The organism is Pseudomonas sp. GW821-FHT10C09, from assembly GCF_059415465.1.
In genome coordinates, this window is record NZ_JBWKNG010000007.1 from 87044 (window position 1) to 106526 (window position 19483).

Sequence of the window (19483 nt, forward strand, 5' to 3'; positions counted from 1 at the left end):
AGAGAGGGTCTGTTCACGTTGTTTTTCAGGATGTGAAAGCTCTCATTCCCCCCAAGAATGAATCCTATGCCCCCCACCTGCGTTCCACCCTCCCCGTGCCAAGGTCACTATCGATCCAAGCCAACCGGCTTCCTCACCCAGGATTACGATCATGCCCCTGCAAGCAAAACTCGATGCGTTCAAAGCTGACTTCAAAGCGGGTAAACCGCCCTACAACGCGCCCGCTGAAATCCACCCGATCATGGAGCGTGCCACCGCGGAACTGTTTGCCTCAGGCGCGGCAAGCAAGGCGTTGAAGGTGGGCGACAAGGCGCCGCTGTTCACACTCAAGGACCCCGACGGCCATCCGGTGTCATCCGCCGATCTACTGGCCAAAGGTCCGTTGGTGCTGACGTTCTACCGTGGCGTGTGGTGCCCTTACTGCAACATGGAGCTGCAAGCATTACAGGATTTCCTGCCGACGTTGCAGGAAGCCGGCGCCAGCCTGCTGGCGATTTCTCCGCAAATTGCTGCCAACAGCCGCAAGTCTGTGCGCACCAATGGCCTTGAATTCCCGATCCTCAGCGATACTCACAATGAGGTGGCGCACGCCTTTGGTTTGCGCTTTGAGTTGCCGGATTACCTGATCGAGCTGTACAAGAATCTGCGCAATGATTTGCCGACTTTCAATGATGATCCGTCGTGGACGCTGCCGATGCCGGCACGTTATGTGATTGGTCAGGATGGCGTGATTCGTTACGCCGAGGTCAACCCGGATTACACTCAGCGTCCTGAGCCTGAAGCAATGCTGGATGCGATTCGCGGCTGACCCTTTCACTGCCGCCCACCCCGGCGGCAGGTTCTTTTCAAGGAGTGTGAAATGACCCGTCGTACTTTTCTCATCACTGGCGCGAGCAAAGGCATTGGCCGTGCGGTGGCCGAGCATCTGGATCGTGCTGGGCACCGGGTGGTCGGGATTGCCCGGACACCTGACCTGACGTTCCCCGGCATTCTGTTTCCGCTGGATTTGAGCGACCGGACGCTGACTCAGGAAGTCCTGGCGGATCTGGCCAGGACGTACGAGTTTGATGGGCTGGTGAACAACGTCGGTCTGGTACGCCCGCAAGTGTTGGGTGAAATCGATCTGGATACGTTCGACGATGTGATGCGGGTCAACCTCCATTCGGCGTTGCAGGCCACCCAGGCACTGCTGCCGAACATGCGCGCCAAGGGTTGGGGTCGGGTGGTGAATATTTCCAGTCTGACCGTGCTCGGGATTACCCAACGCACGGCGTATGCGGCCGCCAAAGCGGCGCTGATCAGCTTCACACGCTCGTGGGCGCTGGAGCTGGCGAAAACTGGCGTGACGGTTAACGCCGTGGCACCGGGGCCGACGGAAACCGAATTGTTCCGCACCAACAATCCGCCGGGCAGTGAAGGTGAAGCGCGGTATCTGGCAGGTGTGCCGATGGGGCGATTGGGGCAACCGCAGGAGATCGCAGCGGCGATTGCGTTTCTGTTGTCCGAGCAGAGCGGGTTTATCACCGGGCAAACGCTGTTTGTCGACGGCGGCTCCTCTATCGGCAAAGCCGCGTTCTAACTGAACACAACAATCCCACAGGGGATTTCCTAAAGGCATCAGACTGCACAAGGGCTTCGAATGGATCGCCTCGCCGCAATGGAAACCTTCGTCTACGTCGTGGAAACCGGCTCGTTTTCCGCTGCCGCCCGGCGCCTGAATATCGGCCAGCCCGCCGTGTCGAAAGCCATTGCGCAACTCGAATCACGCCTGGCCGTGCGACTGCTGTTGCGCTCGACCCGAGGCCTGACGCCCACCGAGGCCGGCCTGGCGTTTTTCGAACGCGCCAAGCGTGCCATCGAAGAATCCGACGAGGCCGACAATGCCGCGCGCGGTGCCGCCAGCGGGCTCACCGGCAACCTGCGCATCTGCGCCGCCGTGACCTTCGGCCGAATCCATATCGTGCCGCACCTCGGGCCGTTCCTCGATCAGAACCCGGACCTGAACATCGACCTGCTGCTCGACGACCGCAACCTCAATCTGGTCGAAGAAGGCGTCGACATCGCCCTGCGCATGGGCGCCCTGAGCGACTCCGGCCTCACCGCCCGCAAGATCGCCGAATGCCGACGTGTCGTCCTCGGCACGCCGGCCTACTTCGACAAACACGGCGAACCCACCTGCCCGGCTGACCTGTGCAAACACCAGGCTGTGGTCTACGCCTTGGGCGGCGGCGCCAACTGGCAATTTCGCAACGCGAACGAAGAACAGTCCGTGATCATCAACGGCCGCATTCGCGTCAGCGCCGCCGAAGGATTGCGCGAAGCGGTCCTCGCCAATCTCGGGCTGACCATGGCCTCCGAATGGATGTTTGCGCCGGAGCTGGCCAGTGGTGCCGTCAGGGCAGTGATGACGGATTGGACCCTGCCGAAACAGGATTTGTGGGCGGTATTTCCCACCGGAAGAATGGCCAGCGCGAAGGCTCGGGCGTTTTTGGAGTATGTGGAGGGGTTACTGACAAAAGAGAACTGACACAAACCACAAATGCCTTCTGCCCTACAACACGCAACCATCAAAAGCCACCGTAACCCTGGGCGGCAACTCCCCCCCATGCTCCAGCAACCACGCATCCAGCGTATGCCCGACATGCGTCAACACCGCAGACACCGGTTGCAAGTCTTCAATACAGCGCAACGCCAGCGTCAGGTCATTGTGGTTACGTGGCGCCTGAGGTTGTGGCGGCATTGAACAGTCGAGGACCAGCAGGTCCAGCGGTGCTCGTTGCAGCCATTCAGCCGTCGCCGGGGGCAAGCCCACGGTGTCGGTCAGGTAGGCGATCCTTCGCCCCTCGCCTTCCAGCACATAACCGAGGGTCGGCTTGGAGTGCTGCAGCGGTAACGCCGTGACGCTGAGACCGCCAAACTGGCGGGTTTCAAACGGGTTGAACGGTTGGCTGAAATCGAGGATGCCGGGGTGTTTGTAGAGGTCGGCCAGGCCTTCCGGGTCCACTGGGCCGTGCACCGGGATCACCAGTCCCTGGCCCCAGCGTAAATGCAGCAGGCCTTGGGCGTGATCGGCGTGGTAGTGGGTCTGGAAAATGCCGTTGAAGCTGCGAGGCGGGAAGCGTTCGGTCAGGTCGGGCAAGCCGCTGTCGATCAGCCAGCGCTGATCACCGCATTCGATCAGCGCGCTGCACGGTCGACGCCTGAGTCGTTCATCGTTGCGGGCATTAATGCAGGCCACGCATTCGCAGCCGTAGACCGGCACCTGCCGCGCGTCACCGGTGCCCAGTAGTGTCAGGCGCATACGCAATGCTCGTCGATGCAGGCCAGCAGGCGTTCGACCGTGCGCTCCAACGCCCCAGAGTTATCCAGCAGGTGCACTGCCGAACCGTGATCGGTCAGCAGGCGTTCACTGAAACGCGCATTGCGCGCCAGTCGCTGATCGATCTCGGTCACCGATTCACGCCCCCGCGCCAGCAGTCGCTGGCGCAATACGGCTTGATCGACGGTCAACAACAGCACCAACGCGTCGGGATATCGCTGCCGGGTTGGCGGCAGATGCGCGCGTGAACCATTGACCAACACGTCCTGCCCCGCCGCCAGCCAGTCGTCAATCTCCCGAGGAATGCCATAGGACAAACCATTGGCGTGCCAGCTCAGGGCAAACGCACCCTGAGCCTCCAGCTCGGCGAACTGTTCGACGCTGACGCCGTGCGCCGCCTCGCCCACCGCTTCCGCCGAGCGCGTAATGACCCGCCGTACGATGCGACAGCCACGTTCAGCCAACGGTGTGCGTGCGGCATCCAGCAGGCTGTCCTTGCCCGAACCTGAAGGTCCGATGAGATAGATCAACCTGCCGGCCATCAAAACACCCTCTTCGCTTCGCGCCACACTTGTTGCACCACCGGCAGCCCGTCGCGGCTTCTGGCTTGCACCAGGTCCGCGCGCAGTCCGACGGCGATTTCGCCGCGATCATTCAAACCCGCCGCCCGGGCCGGGGCCAGGCTGACCATGCGCACGGCGTGGGCCAGATCACACGCGTTGTCCTGGGCGGCCAGCGCAAACGCCGCTTGCAGGAGGCTGGCCGGGTAGTAATCGCTGGAAAGGATATCCAGCAACCCCTCAGCGGCCAGGTCGGCGGCGGCGACGTTACCCGAGTGCGAACCGCCGCGCACGATGTTCGGTGCGCCCATCAGCACTTTCATGCCTTGCTGCTGGCTGCCGCGCGCCGCCTCAACGGTGGTCGGGAATTCGGCGATGGTCATGCCGTAGCGCGCCGACTCTTCGACGTGCGCGAGCGTCGCGTCGTCATGGCTGGCTACCGACAGGCCGCGCGCCAGGCAATGCTCGACAATCGCCGCACGATAGCGGTCGCTGTACTGCCGGGAGTTGGCCATCTGCAAGGTGATGAATTCATCCATCTGCGCCGTGGTCAGGTGGTACTTGCCCATGTAGTACTCACGGTACTTGGACTCCAGCACAAATTGACGCTGACCCGGCGAGTGGTCCATCACCGACACCAGTTGCACCAGCGGATGCTCCACCAGGTCGCGGAACACACTCAAGGTGTCCGGGTGGCACAACTCGCAACGCAGGTGCAGACGGTGTTCGGCGCGGGTCAGCCCGGCGTCGGAGGCACTGGAGATCGCTTCCAGCATCGCCGGCAATTTCTGCATGCGATTGCCCTTGGGGTTTACGTCACCGATGGACACAGCATCGAACACCGTGGTGATGCCGGCCGCGATGATCTGCGCGTCATGGCTGAGCACCGCCGAAATCGACGGCCAGTCCACGCCGGGACGCGGGGTCATGTGGCGTTCGAGGTTGTCGGTGTGCAATTCCACCAGCCCCGGCAACAGGAAATCACCGTTGAGGTCCTGGGCGTGAGGCAACCGGCTCAGGCCTTCGCTGACGTCGGCGATCAAGCCGTCGCGCAACAGCACACTGCCAAGGAACACGCGGTCAGCGGTGACCAGTCGGGCATTGCTGAGGATCTGTTCAACGGGCATCGGCGTATTCCTCTTGGTTCACAGCGGCGGGAGTCATATCGAGATGGCGGTCGGCAACCGCCTCGCGGGCGGTGCGGTCGTGGAAAATGCCAATCAGTGCGGCACCGGCGTTTTTCGCTTCGTTCATCAGTTCCAGCACCACCTGGCGATTGATCTCGTCGAGGGACGCGGTCGGTTCGTCGAGCAACATCACCGGCCACGCCACCATGAAGCCGCGTGCGATGTTGACCCGTTGCTGCTCGCCCCCCGAGAACGTGCCGGGTGCCAATTGCCACAGACGCTGCGGAATGTTCAGGCGGCTGAGCAGCAATTCGGCCCGCGTCTGCGCCCGTTCTTTCGACCAGCCACGGGCCAGGGCCGGCTCCATCACCACATCCAGGCAGGCCACACGCGGAATCACCCGCAAGAACTGACTGACATAACCCAGGGTGCGCTGACGCACCTGCAGAATGTCGCGCGGTTCGGCGCCCACCAGCTCCAGCCACTGGCCGTCGTGCTGCACGCGAATGCTGCCGCCGGCCGGCAGGTAGTTGCCGTACACGGTGCGCAGCAAGGTACTTTTGCCGGCGCCGGACTGACCGTGCAGCACCAGGCACTCCCCCGCCGCCACGCTGAAATCGACCCCGCGCAGCACGTTCAGGACCACGCCGTGTTGCTGATGCAGGGTGAAGGTTTTCGAGAGGTCACGGACCTCGATCAAGGTATTCATCGCTCGGTTTCCACAGTTGAACGGGGCTTCACGGCTGCAACACCGAAGACACCAGCAGTTGCGAATAAGGGTGCTGCGGATCGTCGAGAACCTGATCGGTCAGCCCGGTTTCCACCACCCGCGAGCGGCGCATCACCATCAGTCGGTCGGCCAGCAAACGGGCCACCGCCAGGTCGTGAGTGACGATCACCACCGCCAGATCCAGTTCACGCACCAGGCCACGCAGCAAATCGAGCAAGCGCGCTTGCACCGACACGTCGAGGCCGCCAGTGGGTTCGTCCATGAAGACGAGGCGCGGGCTCGACACCAGATTGCGAGCAATTTGCAGCCGCTGTTGCATTCCGCCCGAGAACGTCCGCGGCAAGTCGTCGATGCGCTGTGGGTCGATTTCCACCTGGCTCAGCCAGTCGATACCTGCCCCGCGCAATTGCTGGTAATTGCGCACGCCATGGGCCATCAGGCGTTCGCCGATGTTGGCGCCGGCCGACACGCCCATGCGCAAGCCGTCGCGCGGGTTCTGTTCGACGAAGCCCCATTCGGTGCGCAGCAAGGTCCGGCGCTCGGCTTCGCTAGCGCTGTACAGGTCCAGCCATTGGCCCTGTTTGTCGCGGTAACCGATGCTGCCGCGCTGCGGTGGCAGGCGTCCGCTGAGCAGCGACAACAAGGTCGACTTTCCCGAGCCGGACTCGCCGACAATCCCCAGCACTTCACCGGGATACAGGTCGAAGCTGACGTCCTGGCAGCCCTTTTCCGGCCCATACAGCAGCGACAGATTACGCACCTGCAACAGCGGCTCGGCCGTGGTCACCGACAGATCATTTTTCAGTGCCTGGTTCATTGGTCCTGCTCCTGCTGGCTGACGCGCTGGGCGCAGTAATAGGTGTCGGAACAGACGAAGCTCTGGGTGCCGGCGTCGTCGAGAATCAACTCATCGAGGAAAGAGTCAGCGCTGCCGCAAATGGCGCAGCACGCCTCCCACTTCTGCGCTTCAAAGGGGTGATCCTCGAAGTCGAGGCTGGTGACTTTGGTGAATGGCGGCACCGCGTACAGGCGCTTTTCCCGGCCGGCACCGAACAGCATCAGCGCCGGGCTCATGTCGAGTTTCGGGTTGTCGAATTTGGGGATCGGCGACGGGTCCATCACGTAGCGTTCATCGACCATCACCGGGTAGGCGTAAGCGGTGGCGATGTGGCCGAAGGTGGCGATGTCCTCGTACAGCTTGACGTGCATGACCCCGTAATCGTTCAGAGCGTGCATGGTCCGGGTCTCGGTTTCCGACGGTTCGATAAAGCGCAGCGGCTCCGGAATCGGTACCTGGTAGACCATGATCTGATCGGCGTGCAGCGGGGTTTCCGGGATGCGGTGACGGGTCTGGATCACCGTCGCATCCGGCGTGCTTTCAGTCGTCGCGACGCCAGCGGTGCGGGCGAAGAAGCGGCGGATCGACACGGCGTTGGTGGTGTCGTCCGCGCCTTGGTCGATGACTTTGAGCACGTCATCGGCACCGAGAATCGCGGCGGTCAATTGCATGCCGCCGGTGCCCCAGCCGTAAGGCAGCGGCATCTCGCGGCCACCGAACGGCACCTGATAACCGGGGACCGCCACAGCCTTGAGCAAGGCGCGGCGGATCATGCGTTTGGTCTGTTCGTCGAGGTAGGCGAAGTTGTATGCCGCGTCGCGAGTTTGCGCCCTGTCCTTGATGGCGTTGCTCAGATCATTCATGGCTGTGGCCCTCGGCCGGCTTGCGCAGTTTGCGGATCAGTTCCAGTTCGGCCTGGAAGTCCACGTAGTGAGGTAATTTGAGGTGCGACACGAAACCGGCGGCCTCGACGTTGTCGCAATGCATCAGCACGAATTCCTCTTGCTGCGCCGGTGACACAATCTCTTCGTTGAACTCGCTGGCGCGCAGCGCGCGGTCGACCAGCGCCATGCCCATGGCCTTGCGCTCGGCATGTCCGAAGGCCAGACCGTAGCCGCGCGTGAACTGCGCCAGCTCGGTGGCCGAACCGACAAACTGGTTGACCATCTCGCACTCGGTGACTTCGATGCTGCCCAGATTGATCGGGAAACCCAGCTCTTCGGGATCGATCCAGACTTCCACGTCACCGATGCGAATTTCCCCGGCAAACGGGTGGTTGCGGCCATAACCGCGTTGCGTGGAATAGCCCAGCGCCAACAGAAAACCTTCATCGCCACGGGCCAGTGCCTGCAAGCGTTCGGCGCGGCTGGCCGGCAGTTCCAGCGGGTCGCGGGTGATGTCGGCGACGCTGTCGTTGTTGTCGGACTCGTTCTTGATCAAGCCTTCCTTGGCCAGCAAACCGAGTACTCGCGGGCACGGTTCGAGGCTGGCTTTTGGCGTGAGCTGCGGCCCCGGATACTCGCCCTCGGCGAGCAAGGCAAAGTCCAGCAAGCGATGGGTGTAATCGAAGGTCGGGCCCAGCAATTGCCCGCCCGGCACATCCTTGAAGGTCGCGGACAGGCGCCGGCTGAGCTGCATGTCGGCCGTATCGATCGGCAGGCTCGGGCTGAAACGCGGCAACGTGGTGCGGTAGGCGCGCAGCAGAAAGATCGCCTCCACCAGGTCGCCCGCCGCTTGCTTGATCGCCAGTGCGGCGAGTTCTTCGTCGTACAGCGAGCCCTCGCTCATCACCCGCGCCACGGCCAGCGGCAGTTGCTGGCGGATTTGCTCGACGCTCAGTTCCGTGACCGAGGTATCGCCCCGGCGTTTTTTCGCCAGCAGACGATGGGCATTGTCGATGGCCTGTTCGCCACCCTTGACGGCTACGTACATCAGGCACGCTCCTGTGCTGCGTGGGCGACCCGCGTGCTGCGCGGCAGGCCGATAAGGTCATGGCCGGCGGCGAAAAACAGATCCAGCCCACGGGGGAATTCGTTGCGTTGCTCGCGCTCGCGCCAGACGCGGGCGGGCAGCGGCAGGCTGACCAGGTGCTCGGTCTCGATCCCCGGTCCGCGCCAGGCCAGTCCTTCCCCGCCGTCGAGCAATGGCAGTTGAACCAGCAAGGTGCAGGACTGATCCGGGTAGCGATCATTGCCACTGTCGAAGCCACTGAGGTCGAGCACGTCGGCGTCGGCGAGCAAGGCAAACCGTGCGTTCTGCCGATCTGCGGTCAGCGGGCAACCGCAATGGAATGCCAGGTTGGCGCGGATCAGCGGTGTGTCGAAGGACGGCGCCAGCCACAACGGCGTGTCGACATCCAACAGCGCCAGGCACAACGCGTAGGTGGCCGGCGCCAGCCCTTCGATGCCTGGAATGTCGTGCAATGTCTGGATCAATCCGGGGCCGGCCAGCGCCTTGAGCGCCGCGCAAAAACCGCGCTGGGCATCCAGCACCGGGTCGGTGAAGGCCGGTTGCAACAGCTGTGCGCTCATCAGTTTTCTCCTCGCACGAGGGTGAAGAATTCGACTTTGGTGGCGGCGGTTTCGGCCGCTTTCTGCGCCCGACGTTCGGCCTGGGCCGCCGCCAACGGCGTGATCATTTCCGCCAGCCAGTGACGCTGTTGCACGCCCTGCAAATGCGCGTCGGCCAGCGCCGCCAATTCGGCGTGGACCTTGTCGCGCCCCGCCAGGTAGCTGAAACCGGTACGACCGTCGGCCAGGCGCACCACGCAGCGGGTCACGCTCATTTCGCCGACGTTGAACGGCGCACCGTTGCCGCCCATGCGCCCGCGCACCAGGGTCATGCCGATTTCCGGCGCGCGGATCAGTTGGTATTCGACGTCGCGCAGCGCCGCTTCATGGGGCTGCAATTCACTGCGTCGGGCGCGGGCCAGCACGCCGATCCAGTGTTGCCGTTCGGTGTGAGGAACTGGGTTATCCATTGAGTTCTCCATCAGGTGACGACCTGGTACTGGAAGCGATCCGAACGGCTGGTGGACTGGGCCAGCTCCACCGGGTGGCCGTCGCGGTCGCGGGAAAGGGTGAACACACTCAGCGCCGGCAAATGCCGGGGCATCATCAGCAGCGCGGCTTCGTCGCGGCTGGGCAAACGGGCGCCAATCAGGCTCAAGGTGCGGGTCAGCGGCATGTCGCGTTCGCTGAGGTATTGGCGCAATGAACCGCCGGTGTAGTCCGCCAGCAACGGCGCGTGACTGGCGCAGTAGCGATGACGGATCAGGCTGACCGGCTGGTGATCGAGCTTGCGCAGGGTCTGCAATTCGATCATCGGCGCCATCTCGGCGATGCCCAGGTGCTGCGCTTCTTCACGGCTGGCGAAGCAGTAGCGGCGCTTGAGCAAAACCGCCTCAACGCCATGCCCTTGTGCGGACAACGACTGGCTGTAAGCGCTGTCGGCGGCCATCGGATAAATCAGCGGCCGCTCCAGCACTTGCGTGCCTTTGCCCTGACGGCGCAACAGGCTGCCTTCGAACACCAGCTCATCGATGGCGCGGCGCAAGGTATGGCGGTTGACGCCGAAACGTTCCGCCAGCTGGACCTCGGCCGGCAGAAAGTCCCCGGCCGAATAATCCGCCAGTTCACGGCGCAGGATGTCGGCCAACTCGCGGTACACCGGCTCATCTTGTCTAGACAACTGCATGCTTAAAAAAAAGCGCCCAGGGGCACCCCTCCGAAATTCAGATGAACTGCTTGCGCAGGCGTTGCGACAGGATGTCGATCAGGCTCACCACGACGATGATCACCAGCAAGACCGCGCAGGTCTGAACAAACTGAAAGGCGCGGATGTTCTCCCAGAGAATCACCCCGATGCCGCCAGCGCCGACCATTCCCACGACTGTCGCGGAGCGCACGTTGGCTTCGAAGCGATACAGCGCGTAGGACACCCACAGCGGCATCACTTGCGGAATCACCCCGTAGATCACCTCTTGCAAGGCACTGGCTCCGGTGGCGCGAACCCCTTCGACCGGGCCCGGATCAATCGCTTCCACGGCTTCGGCGAACAGCTTGGCGAGTACCCCGGTGGTGCTGATCCACAGCGCCAGGACACCGGCAAACGGCCCCAGCCCGACCGCCACGACGAACAACATCGCGAAGACCATTTCGTTGATCGAACGGAAGGCGTCCATGACCCGGCGCAGTGGTTGGTGAATCCACCACGGCGTGATGTTTTCGGAACAGAGAATGCCCAGCGGCACCGAGCAGACAATCGCCAGCACCGTGCCCCAGAGGGCGATTTGTACGGTGACGATCATTTCCTTGAGGTAGGCGCGCCATTCGTGGAAGTCCGGCGGGAAGAAATCCGCGGCGAAGGTCGCCATGTTTCCCGAGTCGCGGTACAGCGCCATCGGGTTCATCTCGGCGCCATGCCAGGCCCAGGCCAGCATGATCAGGAACAGGCCCCAACCGAGGTACTGCGGCCAGGTGCGCTTGCCGACGGCTTCAGCGTGAAGAGTGGTCATGAGGGTTCTCTTAAAAAGTGATGCCTGGTGCAAAACCTGTGGGAGCGAGCCTGCTCGCGAAAGCGGTGGATCAGTCGCCATCGACGGTGAATGTCAGTCCGCATTCGCGAGCAGGCTCGCTCCCACATTGGAATCAACCGGCGTTGGCTGCGCTCTTCTCGGTGTTGGTTTTTTCGAGCAAGGTCAGGCGCTCTTGCAGCTTGGCCAATTCCGCATCGATCTCAGCCAGGCGCTTGGCCTTGTCCGCCGCTTCAAGCTTGGTGTCGGCATTGACCGTGGTGCGCTGCTTGAACAGTTCGAGCTGACGGATCGGCAGCAACTGGTCGTCGCTGGACTTCAGGAACTTGCCCAACTGCATCCCGGCGAGCACGGCCTTCTCGGACTCGGTGTCGCCGTAGCTGAAGATGAAATCGCGGATCTTGGTTTTCTCGCTGTCGCTCAAGGCCTTGCTCCACACCAGCGGATCGGCAGGGATCAGCGGCGACTTCCAGATCACTTTGAGCAGCGCAGCCTTGTCCGGTTGGGTGACGGCCAGGCGATCCCAGCTTTCAGTGTTGAAGGTCGCGACATCCAGTTGCCCCTTGGCCACGCTCAAGGCGTTGACCTCATGGCTGGAGTTGAGGGTGCGTTTGAACGCGGTGGCGGCATCGACGTTGTTCTTGGCGAACACGTAGTAGCCCGGCACCAGATAGCCAGAAGTGGAGTTAGGGTCGCCGTTGCCGAAGGTCAGGTTTTTCGCGTTTTTAAGCATGTCGTCGACCGAGTTGATCGGGCTGTCCTTGCGCACGATCAGCACGCTCCAGTAGCCGGCGGCGCCGCTGGCGGCTGCGGTCTGGGCGAAGATCTCGCCGTTGGAACGGTCCACGGCTTCGATGGCGGCCTTGTTGCCCAGCCAGGCCACGTCGACCTTGTTGAAACGCATGCCCTGGATCAGGCCGGCATAGTCAGAAGCAAACGTGGCGTTGATTTTCAGGCCGGTCTTCTTCTGCATGTCATCCAGAAACGGTTGCCAGATGCTCTTGAGGTTCTGCGAGGACTCGGTGGACATGATGCCGAAGTTGATGGCTTTTTCTTCAGCCTGGGCGGTGCCCAGCACACAGCTGGCGAGTAGCGCGGCGCCAGCAAAAACGCGACCGATACGGTTCAACATGGAATGGATTCCTTGGAGTGCGTCGTTGGAAAAAGAAGTGGGTTCAACCGCGCGCCAGTACCAGCCGGGGCGCAGGTTCGGGACGGCGGGCCTGATCGGAGAACATCAGGCTGGTGTCGATGTCGGCACCGTACAAATCGTTGAGGAACTGGCTGCTCAGGTCGGCGGCGAGGCCATCGAAATGAATCCGTCCGGCCTTGAGGGCCACGGCACGCGGGCAATAACGGGTGGCGTAATCCACTTGATGCAAAGTGACCACCACGGTTTTGCCGTCGCGGCGGTTGATGTCCGCGAGGATTTCCATGACCTTGCGCGCCGACTCCGGGTCGAGGGAGGCAATCGGCTCATCGGCCAGAATCACTTCGGCACGCTGGGTCAGGGCTCGGGCAATCGCCACGCGCTGCTGTTGGCCGCCGGACAAGGTCGAGGCGCGCTGAGCCGCCAGATCGGCCAGGCCGACGCGGTCCAGGGATTCGAGGGCGAACTGCTTTTCCTGGGCGTTGAACAGGCTCAGGTTGCCGCGCCAGCGTGGCATCCGGCCCAGGCAACCGAGCAGCACGTTATCGAGCACGCTGAGACGGTTGACCAGGTTGAACTGCTGGAAGATGTAGCCGATGTCGGCACGCAAGCGACGCACCTTGCCATTCAGCCGTCCGGACGCCTGCACTTCCCGCCCCAGCACTTTGACGCTGCCGCCATTGCTGCGATCGCAACAGGCCAGGCCCGCGAGGTGCCGCAACAAGGTGGACTTGCCGGAGCCGGAAGCGCCAATCAGCGCGACCATCTCACCGGTGGCAATGGTGAGTTCGAGGTCGACCAGTGCGGTCTTGCGCGCAAAGGTCTTGTTCAGATGATCGACATGGATAGCTGCGTTCATGGGCTTCTCTGTCTGGTTGAACAGCCGTCCATGGCCGTTTTGAAGTTCAACCGACTTTAGGCGCGGGCTGTGTCAGCCCTATGACTTGCACATGTCGCTGGGTGGGCCATTTGATGAAGGTTTTGTGAAAGGTTGAGTGCTGAAAAACACCGACCCCCTGTGGGAGCGAGCCTGCTCGCGAAAGCGGTAGATCAGTCAACTGATCTGTTGAATGTCACACCGCATTCGCGAGCAGGCTCGCTCCCACAGGGGTTTGAGGTGAGGCAGAGGTTTTCAGCGGGCACAAAAAAGGCGACCCGAAGGTCGCCTTAGCTTACTGCCCGAATTGCCGTCCCAACCCGCCCGGCACGCCGTGGATATCCGTGTCTTCCCACGGCCCATCGGGGCTGATCGAGCGGCTCCAGCCGTTGTTCCAGCGGTAGTAGGTGCGCTGGCGGTAGAAGGTGTTGGTCTGATCGTCCAGCACATAGACGCCCAACTTGGCATCCCAATGGCTGTTGCCACCCGGCGGCGGTGCGAAGCTGGCGGAGGTGCGCGGCATCGGTTTGGCCGGTTTGGCGGGGATGCCCGGTTTGCCCGGCGAGGGTGTCGTGGACGGTGTAGGCCTCGGCTGCGACGGCGGGATCGGTGGCGGTGTCGTCGGCTCTGGCCGCTGGACCGCACATGCACTCAACCCCAAAACCAGACTGAGCAGGGTGATACGAGCAATAGCGGTCATGGCGGTGCTTCCTGTTATTTGTCCGGGCTGTCGATGGTCAGTGTCTGCGTCGCGGTGGTGCTGCTGGCCAGAGGCTGGCTGCGACCGACCCATTCACCGGCAGTCGGCTGGCCGGCACGGGAGACGCGCGCAACCAGTTGGACTTCAGGGAAGTTCGACAGTTTCAACTGCGGCATCATTGCGTCGGCATCACCCAGCTCGACGGTCACCGGCAAGTCAGCCACGGTCAGGCGTTTGGCCGCCAACGGTGCGGGTGGGCCTGCGGTGGCGCGGGCGAAGATGAAGACGCTGTCACCCGGCTGGACCTTGGCTTTGAGCGCTGGTGCCAGGTCTACGGTGACTTTCAGCAACGCTGCCGCCTTCGCCGCAGGTGCCTTGGCAACCTTGCCACCACTGGCTTCCAGCTTCTCGGTGGCCCGGGTGATACCGCCTTGCAGGGCGGCGCGGGAGCTGTCCTCGGGCGGCAACTGCGCCAGCAGGCGATTCCAGTAGTCGATAGCGTCCTGGTAACGCTGGGCTTCGAAAGCCGCGATACCCAGCAGGCCAAGGCTGGTGACTTCTTTCGGATCGGCTTTCAGCGCTTCATCAGTCAGTGCCTGAATCTTCTCCGACCACTTCTTGCCATCGGCAAAGTATTGAGCCTGAGCCCATTGGCCGAGCAGTTCTGGTTGACGACCGGCCACATTCACCGTGCGTTCGAAGATCTTCGCTGCATCGCCAGGACGGTCCTGAGCCATGTACGTGCGACCGAGGAAATACAGGCCCTCGGCGGACTCCGGCTGAGCAGCGACGGCGCGTTCCAGGCGACGGGTCATCTCTTCCATCGACTGCGGCGCCTGGGCAAATTCGCGGGTCAGTTCGACTTTGTCGCTGGCGCCGAAATGCAGGTACAACCCCAGGCCGAGTACCGGGACCAGCACCGCCGCCAGCAACGGCAGCGGCTTGCCCAGGCGACCCACGCGAGGCGCCGCAACGCCTTCGGTATCGGCGAGCAGCTCACGGGCCGCTTCGGCACGGCCGGCGTTCATTTGCCCGGCGTCGAGCACGCCCTCTTCCTGCTGAGTTTGCAACTCAGCCACGCGCTCTTGGTACAGCGCAACGTTCAGGGCGGTACGATCCTCTTCAAGTTGAGCGCGACGACCGCGCAAAACCGGGATCAACAGAAAACTCAGGGCAACCAGAAGTAGCAGACCTGCAGCGAGCCAGAAATCAATCATTCTTGGTTTTTATCCAACAGGTGGTCGAGGCGCTCACGCTCCTCGGCAGAAAGCGCGTCCGGGGTGTCGGCGCGTTGCACGCGACGACGGCGGACGATCACGGCGATGATCACGAAACCGCCCAGCAACAGGCCGGCCGGGCCGAACCAGAGCAGTGCAGTCTTGGCGTTGAGAGCCGGTTTGTAGCGGACGAAGTCACCGTAGCGGTCGACCATGAAGTCGATGATCTGCTGGTTGTCCTTGCCCTCGCCGAGCATGCGGAAAATCTCTTTGCGCAGGTCGGCGGCAATCGGTGCGTTGGAATCGGCGATGTCCTGATTCTGGCACTTGGGGCAACGCAGTTCCTTGGTCAGCTCGCGAAAACGCTCGCGATCACCTTCTTTGGCGAACTCGTAGGTATCGATGGCGGCGTGCGCCACGCCGGCCATGCTCAAGCCCAGTACCACTGCCGCTATCCAGCGCTTCATGGCTTCGCCTCATCGACCAGCGCCTGATACTTGGCGGCCAGTTTTTCGCGCCAGACCTGTTCGTCGATCACGCCGACGAACTTGTCGCGGATGATGCCCTTGGCGTCGATGAAAAAGGTTTCCGGCGCGCCGTAGACACCGAGGTTCAGACCCAGGGTGCCGGCGTCGTCACGGATGTCCAGTTGATACGGGTTGTGGAATTCCACCAGCCACTTCAAAGCGTCGGCGTTGACGTCCTTGTAGTTGATGCCGTAAATCACCACGCCCTGCTGGGCCAGTTTGTTCAATACCGGGTGTTCGACCCGGCAGGAAATGCACCAGGTGCCCCAGACGTTGACCAGTGCCGGTTTACCGACAATGTCAGCCTTGGTCAGGGTCTTGTCGCCCTGCACGCTCGGCAGGGAAAACTCCGGAAACGGCTTGTTGATCATCGCCGAAGGCAACTCGGCCGGGTCGAGGTACAACCCGCGATACAGGAAAACAGCCACCACCAGAAAAATAATCAGTGGCAACAGCATCAACCAACGTCTCATGCAGTGGCTCCCGTCATGCCCAGTGCTTCACGCACCCGGCTTTTCACCTTGACCCGATAACGCCGATCCAGCGCCGCCAGCAACCCGCCGAAGCCAGTCAGCAAGCCACCGAACCAGATCCAGCGCACGAACGGTTTGACGTGAACGCGCACGGCCCAGGCGCCATCGCCCAGCGGTTCGCCGAGGGCAACATAGAGGTCACGGGTGAAACCGGCGTCGATCCCGGCTTCGGTCATCACCGAGTTCTGCACGGTGTACAAGCGTTTTTCCGGGTGCAGCACGCTGACTTCCTTGCCATCGCGGATCACCCGGACGGTGCCCTTGTCGGAGGTGAAGTTCGGGCCTTCAAAGTGCTTGGCGCCTTCGAATATGAAATGATAACCGGCCAGGTCCATCGACTCGCCCGGCGCCAGGCGCAAGTCGCGCTCGGCACTGTTCTGGCTCGACAACACGACGCCAAGCGCACACACGGCAATACCGAGGTGAGCGATCTGCATGCCCCAATAACTGCGGGTCAGGGTCGGCAAGCCTTTGATCAGGCCTTTGTGGCGAGTCTTGTCGAGGATATCCCGGACACCGGCGAGCAATACCCACGCTGCGAGCATGAAGGTTGCGATCACCGCCCAGTTGAAATCGCCGTAAGCGACGCCGGCCACAACCGCCAGCGCAGCGCTGCCGAGCAATACCGGGGTCAGCATGCTCATCAGCCATTTGACCGGGGTGTCTTTCCAGCGCACCAGCATCCCGACCGCCATCACCACCATCAGCAACGCCATCAATGGAATGAACAGCGCGTTGAAGTACGGCGGGCCGACGGACAGTTTGGCGCCGGTCATCGCATCGAGAATCAGCGGGTACAAGGTGCCGAGCAGGATCATCGAAGCCGCGACCACCAGCACCAGGTTGTTACCCAGCAGCAGGGTTTCCCGGGACCAGAGGTTGAAGCCGACCTGGCTCTTGACCACCGGTGCGCGCAGGGCGAACAGCGTCAGCGAACCGCCAACCACAAACAGCAGGAAAATCAGGATGAACACACCGCGCTCAGGGTCGGACGCAAACGCGTGAACCGAGGTCAGCACGCCGGAACGCACGAGGAACGTACCGAGCAAGCTCAGCGAGAACGCGGCGATGGCCAGCAACACGGTCCAGCTCTTGAACACGCCACGTTTTTCCGTGACGGCCAACGAGTGAATCAGTGCCGTACCGACCAGCCAAGGCATGAAGGAAGCGTTTTCCACCGGGTCCCAGAACCACCAGCCGCCCCAGCCGAGTTCGTAATACGCCCACCACGAACCGAGGGTGATGCCGATACCGAGGAAAGCCCAGGCGACGATGGTCCAAGGACGCGACCAGCGCGCCCATGCCGCATCAAGGCGACCGCCCATCAGCGCGGCGATGGCGAAGGCAAAGGCCACGGAGAAACCGACATAACCCATGTACAGCATCGGCGGGTGAACGATCAGGCCGATGTCTTGCAGCAGTGGATTGAGGTCGGCGCCATCGCTGGGCACCTGCGGCAGGATGCGCTTGAACGGGTTGGACGTGAGGATCAGGAACAGCAGGAAACCGGTGCTGATCATGCCCATCACCGCCAGCACACGGGCCAGCATGACCTGCGGCAACTGCCGGGAGAACACCGACACTGCGAAGGTCCAGCCGCCGAGGATCAACGCCCACAACAGCAATGACCCTTCGTGCGCGCCCCACACGGCGCTGAACTTGTAGTACCACGGCAAGGCGCTGTTGGAGTTGCTGGCGACGTAGCCGACCGAGAAGTCGTCAGTCATGAACGCATAGGTCAGGCAACCAAAAGCGAACACCAGGAAGGTGAACTGCCCCCAGGCGGCTGGCTGCGCGAGGCTCATCCACAGGCGGTCACCGCGCCAGGCACCGAGCAACGGCACCACGGCCTGAACCAGCGCGAAACACAGCGCCAGGATCATGGCCAGGTGGCCAAGCTCGGGGATAAACAGCCCTGAATTATAGAGAGCGGACGTCATCAATTAACCCTCTTTGGCTTGTGTGGGCGCCGACTGGCCGCTGTCTTTCAGGGCCTTGGTCACTTCCGGCGGCATGTATTTCTCGTCGTGCTTGGCCAGCACTTCGTCGGCCACCACCACGCCGTCGGCGTTGATTTTGCCCAAGGCGACAATGCCCTGCCCTTCACGGAACAAGTCCGGAAGAATGCCGCGATAGGTGATGGTCACGGATTTGTTGAAGTCAGTGACGACGAATTTGACGTCCAGCGAATCGCCGGAACGTTGCAGCGAACCTTTCTCGACCATGCCGCCCGCGCGGATGCGCGTGTCTTGCGGCGCTTCGCCATTGGCGATCTGGGTCGGGGTGTAAAACAGATTGATGTTCTGCTGCAGGGCGCTCAGGGCCAGGCCGACGGCAGCGCCGACACCCACCAGGATCGCGAGAATGATGATAAGACGCTTTTTGCGCAGCGGATTCACTTGCCGTTCTCCCGGCGCAGACGACGCGCCTCTTGTTGCAGATACCGCTTGCGGGCCAGGATCGGCGCCGCCACGTTGAGGGCCAGCACCGCCAGGCAGATGCCATAGGCGGACCAGACATACAGGGCGTGATGGCCCATGGCGAGGAAGTCGCCGAATGAAGCAAAACTCATCGAGCGGCCTCCAGACTGTTCTGTACTTCGGCCTTGACCCAACTGGCCCGCGCTTCGCGCTTGAGCACTTCAAGGCGCATGCGCAGCAACAGGACCGCGCCGAAGAAACAGTAGAAACCCAGCACCGTCAGCAGCAATGGCAGCCACATCTCGGCCGGCATCGCCGGTTTTTCAGTGAGGGTGAAGGTCGCGCCCTGGTGCAGGGTGTTCCACCACTCCACCGAGTATTTGATGATCGGGATGTTGATCACGCCCACAATCGCCAACACCGCACACGCCTTGGCGGCGCTGTCACGATTGCTGATGGCGTTGCCCAGCGCAATGAGACCGAAGTACAGAAACAGCAGAATAAGCATGGACGTCAGTCGTGCATCCCAGACCCACCAAGAACCCCAGGTCGGTTTGCCCCAGATCGCGCCGGTGACCAGCGCCACGGCGGTCATCCAGGCACCGATGGGCGCCGCGCATTGCAGGGCGACGTCGGCCAGTTTCATCTTCCAGACCAGCCCGACAATGCCGCAAACGGCCAGCATCACGTAGCAGGACTGCGCCAGCATCGCGGCAGGAACGTGGATATAGATGATGCGAAAGCTGTTGCCTTGCTGGTAGTCAGGCGGCGCGAAAGCCAGGCCCCAAACGACTCCCACGCCGATCAGCAGCAACGCCGCGACGCTCAGCCAGGGCAGCAGTTTGCCGCTGATGCCGTAAAACCATTTGGGCGAGCCGAGCTTGTGAAACCACGTCCAGTTCATACTGTTTCCATCACGGTTGCCCTTCGCTGTGAAGGGCTGGGTCTTTA

24 protein-coding genes are annotated in these 19483 nt (G+C 62.3%); 3 read left to right on the top strand and 21 right to left on the bottom strand.

The window, feature by feature from the left end; genetic code table 11:
* The first annotated feature begins 151 nt into the window (after positions 1-151).
* From AC07N8_RS08825 to AC07N8_RS08835, 3 genes are read left to right on the top strand one after another with little or no spacing between them, the layout of a single operon-like run.
* Positions 152-808: a peroxiredoxin-like family protein gene (locus AC07N8_RS08825; protein ID WP_493143109.1), complete on the top strand. Its 657-nt coding sequence runs from the start codon at positions 152-154 to the stop codon at positions 806-808.
* Between the two features lie 51 nt (positions 809-859).
* Entirely contained in the window at positions 860-1579 is a 720-nt protein-coding gene (locus tag AC07N8_RS08830; RefSeq protein ID WP_483840793.1) for an SDR family oxidoreductase, read from the top strand.
* Positions 1580-1639: 60 nt separating this feature from the next.
* Positions 1640-2527, top strand: coding sequence for a LysR family transcriptional regulator (locus AC07N8_RS08835; RefSeq protein WP_493143112.1), 888 nt, complete (start codon positions 1640-1642; stop codon positions 2525-2527).
* Positions 2528-2551: 24 nt separating this feature from the next.
* Here the strand turns inward: AC07N8_RS08835 and phnP are convergent, their stop codons facing one another.
* From phnP to AC07N8_RS08940, 21 genes are all read right to left on the bottom strand, one after another.
* Positions 2552-3301, bottom strand: coding sequence for a phosphonate metabolism protein PhnP (gene phnP / locus AC07N8_RS08840; RefSeq protein ID WP_483840791.1), 750 nt, complete (start codon positions 3299-3301; stop codon positions 2552-2554).
* Positions 3292-3861, bottom strand: coding sequence for a phosphonate metabolism protein/1,5-bisphosphokinase (PRPP-forming) PhnN (gene phnN, locus AC07N8_RS08845; RefSeq protein ID WP_493143114.1), 570 nt, complete (start codon positions 3859-3861; stop codon positions 3292-3294). Before phnN ends, phnP begins: the two co-directional genes overlap by 10 nt.
* Positions 3861-5006: an alpha-D-ribose 1-methylphosphonate 5-triphosphate diphosphatase gene (locus tag AC07N8_RS08850; protein WP_493143116.1), complete on the bottom strand. Its 1146-nt coding sequence runs from the start codon at positions 5004-5006 to the stop codon at positions 3861-3863. Before AC07N8_RS08850 ends, phnN begins: the two co-directional genes overlap by 1 nt.
* Entirely contained in the window at positions 4996-5715 is a 720-nt protein-coding gene (gene phnL, locus AC07N8_RS08855; RefSeq protein ID WP_493143117.1) for a phosphonate C-P lyase system protein PhnL, read from the bottom strand. Before phnL ends, AC07N8_RS08850 begins: the two co-directional genes overlap by 11 nt.
* Positions 5716-5743: 28 nt before the next feature.
* Entirely contained in the window at positions 5744-6553 is an 810-nt protein-coding gene (gene phnK, locus AC07N8_RS08860; RefSeq protein WP_493143119.1) for a phosphonate C-P lyase system protein PhnK, read from the bottom strand.
* Positions 6550-7437: an alpha-D-ribose 1-methylphosphonate 5-phosphate C-P-lyase PhnJ gene (locus tag AC07N8_RS08865; protein ID WP_483840787.1), complete on the bottom strand. Its 888-nt coding sequence runs from the start codon at positions 7435-7437 to the stop codon at positions 6550-6552. The genes phnK and AC07N8_RS08865 overlap by 4 nt, the downstream gene beginning before the upstream one ends.
* Complete coding sequence (locus AC07N8_RS08870; RefSeq protein WP_493143121.1) at positions 7430-8506, bottom strand: carbon-phosphorus lyase complex subunit; 1077 nt, start codon at positions 8504-8506, stop codon at positions 7430-7432. Before AC07N8_RS08870 ends, AC07N8_RS08865 begins: the two co-directional genes overlap by 8 nt.
* Positions 8506-9105, bottom strand: coding sequence for a phosphonate C-P lyase system protein PhnH (gene phnH / locus AC07N8_RS08875; RefSeq protein WP_493143123.1), 600 nt, complete (start codon positions 9103-9105; stop codon positions 8506-8508). Before phnH ends, AC07N8_RS08870 begins: the two co-directional genes overlap by 1 nt.
* Positions 9105-9554, bottom strand: coding sequence for a phosphonate C-P lyase system protein PhnG (phnG, locus tag AC07N8_RS08880; RefSeq protein ID WP_483840784.1), 450 nt, complete (start codon positions 9552-9554; stop codon positions 9105-9107). The genes phnH and phnG overlap by 1 nt, the downstream gene beginning before the upstream one ends.
* An 11-nt stretch (positions 9555-9565) precedes the next feature.
* Positions 9566-10270 carry a phosphonate metabolism transcriptional regulator PhnF gene (gene phnF, locus AC07N8_RS08885; protein WP_483840783.1) on the bottom strand — a complete coding sequence of 235 codons (705 nt, stop codon included), beginning with the start codon at positions 10268-10270 and terminating at the stop codon, positions 9566-9568.
* A gap of 37 nt (positions 10271-10307) precedes the next feature.
* The gene (gene phnE / locus AC07N8_RS08890) at positions 10308-11090 is read right to left on the bottom strand and encodes a phosphonate ABC transporter, permease protein PhnE (RefSeq protein WP_483840782.1); all 783 of its coding nucleotides are present in this window, start codon (positions 11088-11090) and stop codon (positions 10308-10310) included.
* Between the two features lie 133 nt (positions 11091-11223).
* Positions 11224-12240, bottom strand: a complete 1017-nt coding sequence (gene phnD / locus AC07N8_RS08895; protein ID WP_483840781.1) for a phosphonate ABC transporter substrate-binding protein — start codon at positions 12238-12240, stop codon at positions 11224-11226.
* Between the two features lie 43 nt (positions 12241-12283).
* Positions 12284-13117, bottom strand: a complete 834-nt coding sequence (gene phnC, locus AC07N8_RS08900; protein WP_483840780.1) for a phosphonate ABC transporter ATP-binding protein — start codon at positions 13115-13117, stop codon at positions 12284-12286.
* Between the two features lie 313 nt (positions 13118-13430).
* Positions 13431-13835 carry a hypothetical protein gene (locus tag AC07N8_RS08905; protein ID WP_483840779.1) on the bottom strand — a complete coding sequence of 135 codons (405 nt, stop codon included), beginning with the start codon at positions 13833-13835 and terminating at the stop codon, positions 13431-13433.
* Between the two features lie 14 nt (positions 13836-13849).
* Positions 13850-15052, bottom strand: coding sequence for a c-type cytochrome biogenesis protein CcmI (gene ccmI, locus AC07N8_RS08910; protein WP_493143126.1), 1203 nt, complete (start codon positions 15050-15052; stop codon positions 13850-13852).
* Positions 15049-15519 carry a cytochrome c-type biogenesis protein gene (locus AC07N8_RS08915; RefSeq protein ID WP_493143128.1) on the bottom strand — a complete coding sequence of 157 codons (471 nt, stop codon included), beginning with the start codon at positions 15517-15519 and terminating at the stop codon, positions 15049-15051. Before AC07N8_RS08915 ends, ccmI begins: the two co-directional genes overlap by 4 nt.
* Entirely contained in the window at positions 15516-16052 is a 537-nt protein-coding gene (locus AC07N8_RS08920) for a DsbE family thiol:disulfide interchange protein (protein ID WP_493143130.1), read from the bottom strand. The genes AC07N8_RS08915 and AC07N8_RS08920 overlap by 4 nt, the downstream gene beginning before the upstream one ends.
* On the bottom strand, positions 16049-18052 hold the full coding sequence (locus AC07N8_RS08925) for a heme lyase CcmF/NrfE family subunit (RefSeq protein ID WP_483840775.1): 2004 nt from the start codon (positions 18050-18052) through the stop codon (positions 16049-16051). The genes AC07N8_RS08920 and AC07N8_RS08925 overlap by 4 nt, the downstream gene beginning before the upstream one ends.
* Positions 18053-18055: 3 nt before the next feature.
* On the bottom strand, positions 18056-18511 hold the full coding sequence (ccmE, locus tag AC07N8_RS08930) for a cytochrome c maturation protein CcmE (protein WP_027922384.1): 456 nt from the start codon (positions 18509-18511) through the stop codon (positions 18056-18058).
* Positions 18508-18684, bottom strand: coding sequence for a heme exporter protein CcmD (gene ccmD / locus AC07N8_RS08935; protein ID WP_008145547.1), 177 nt, complete (start codon positions 18682-18684; stop codon positions 18508-18510). Before ccmD ends, ccmE begins: the two co-directional genes overlap by 4 nt.
* On the bottom strand, positions 18681-19436 hold the full coding sequence (locus tag AC07N8_RS08940; protein ID WP_007946756.1) for a heme ABC transporter permease: 756 nt from the start codon (positions 19434-19436) through the stop codon (positions 18681-18683). Before AC07N8_RS08940 ends, ccmD begins: the two co-directional genes overlap by 4 nt.
* Positions 19437-19483 lie beyond the last annotated feature (47 nt).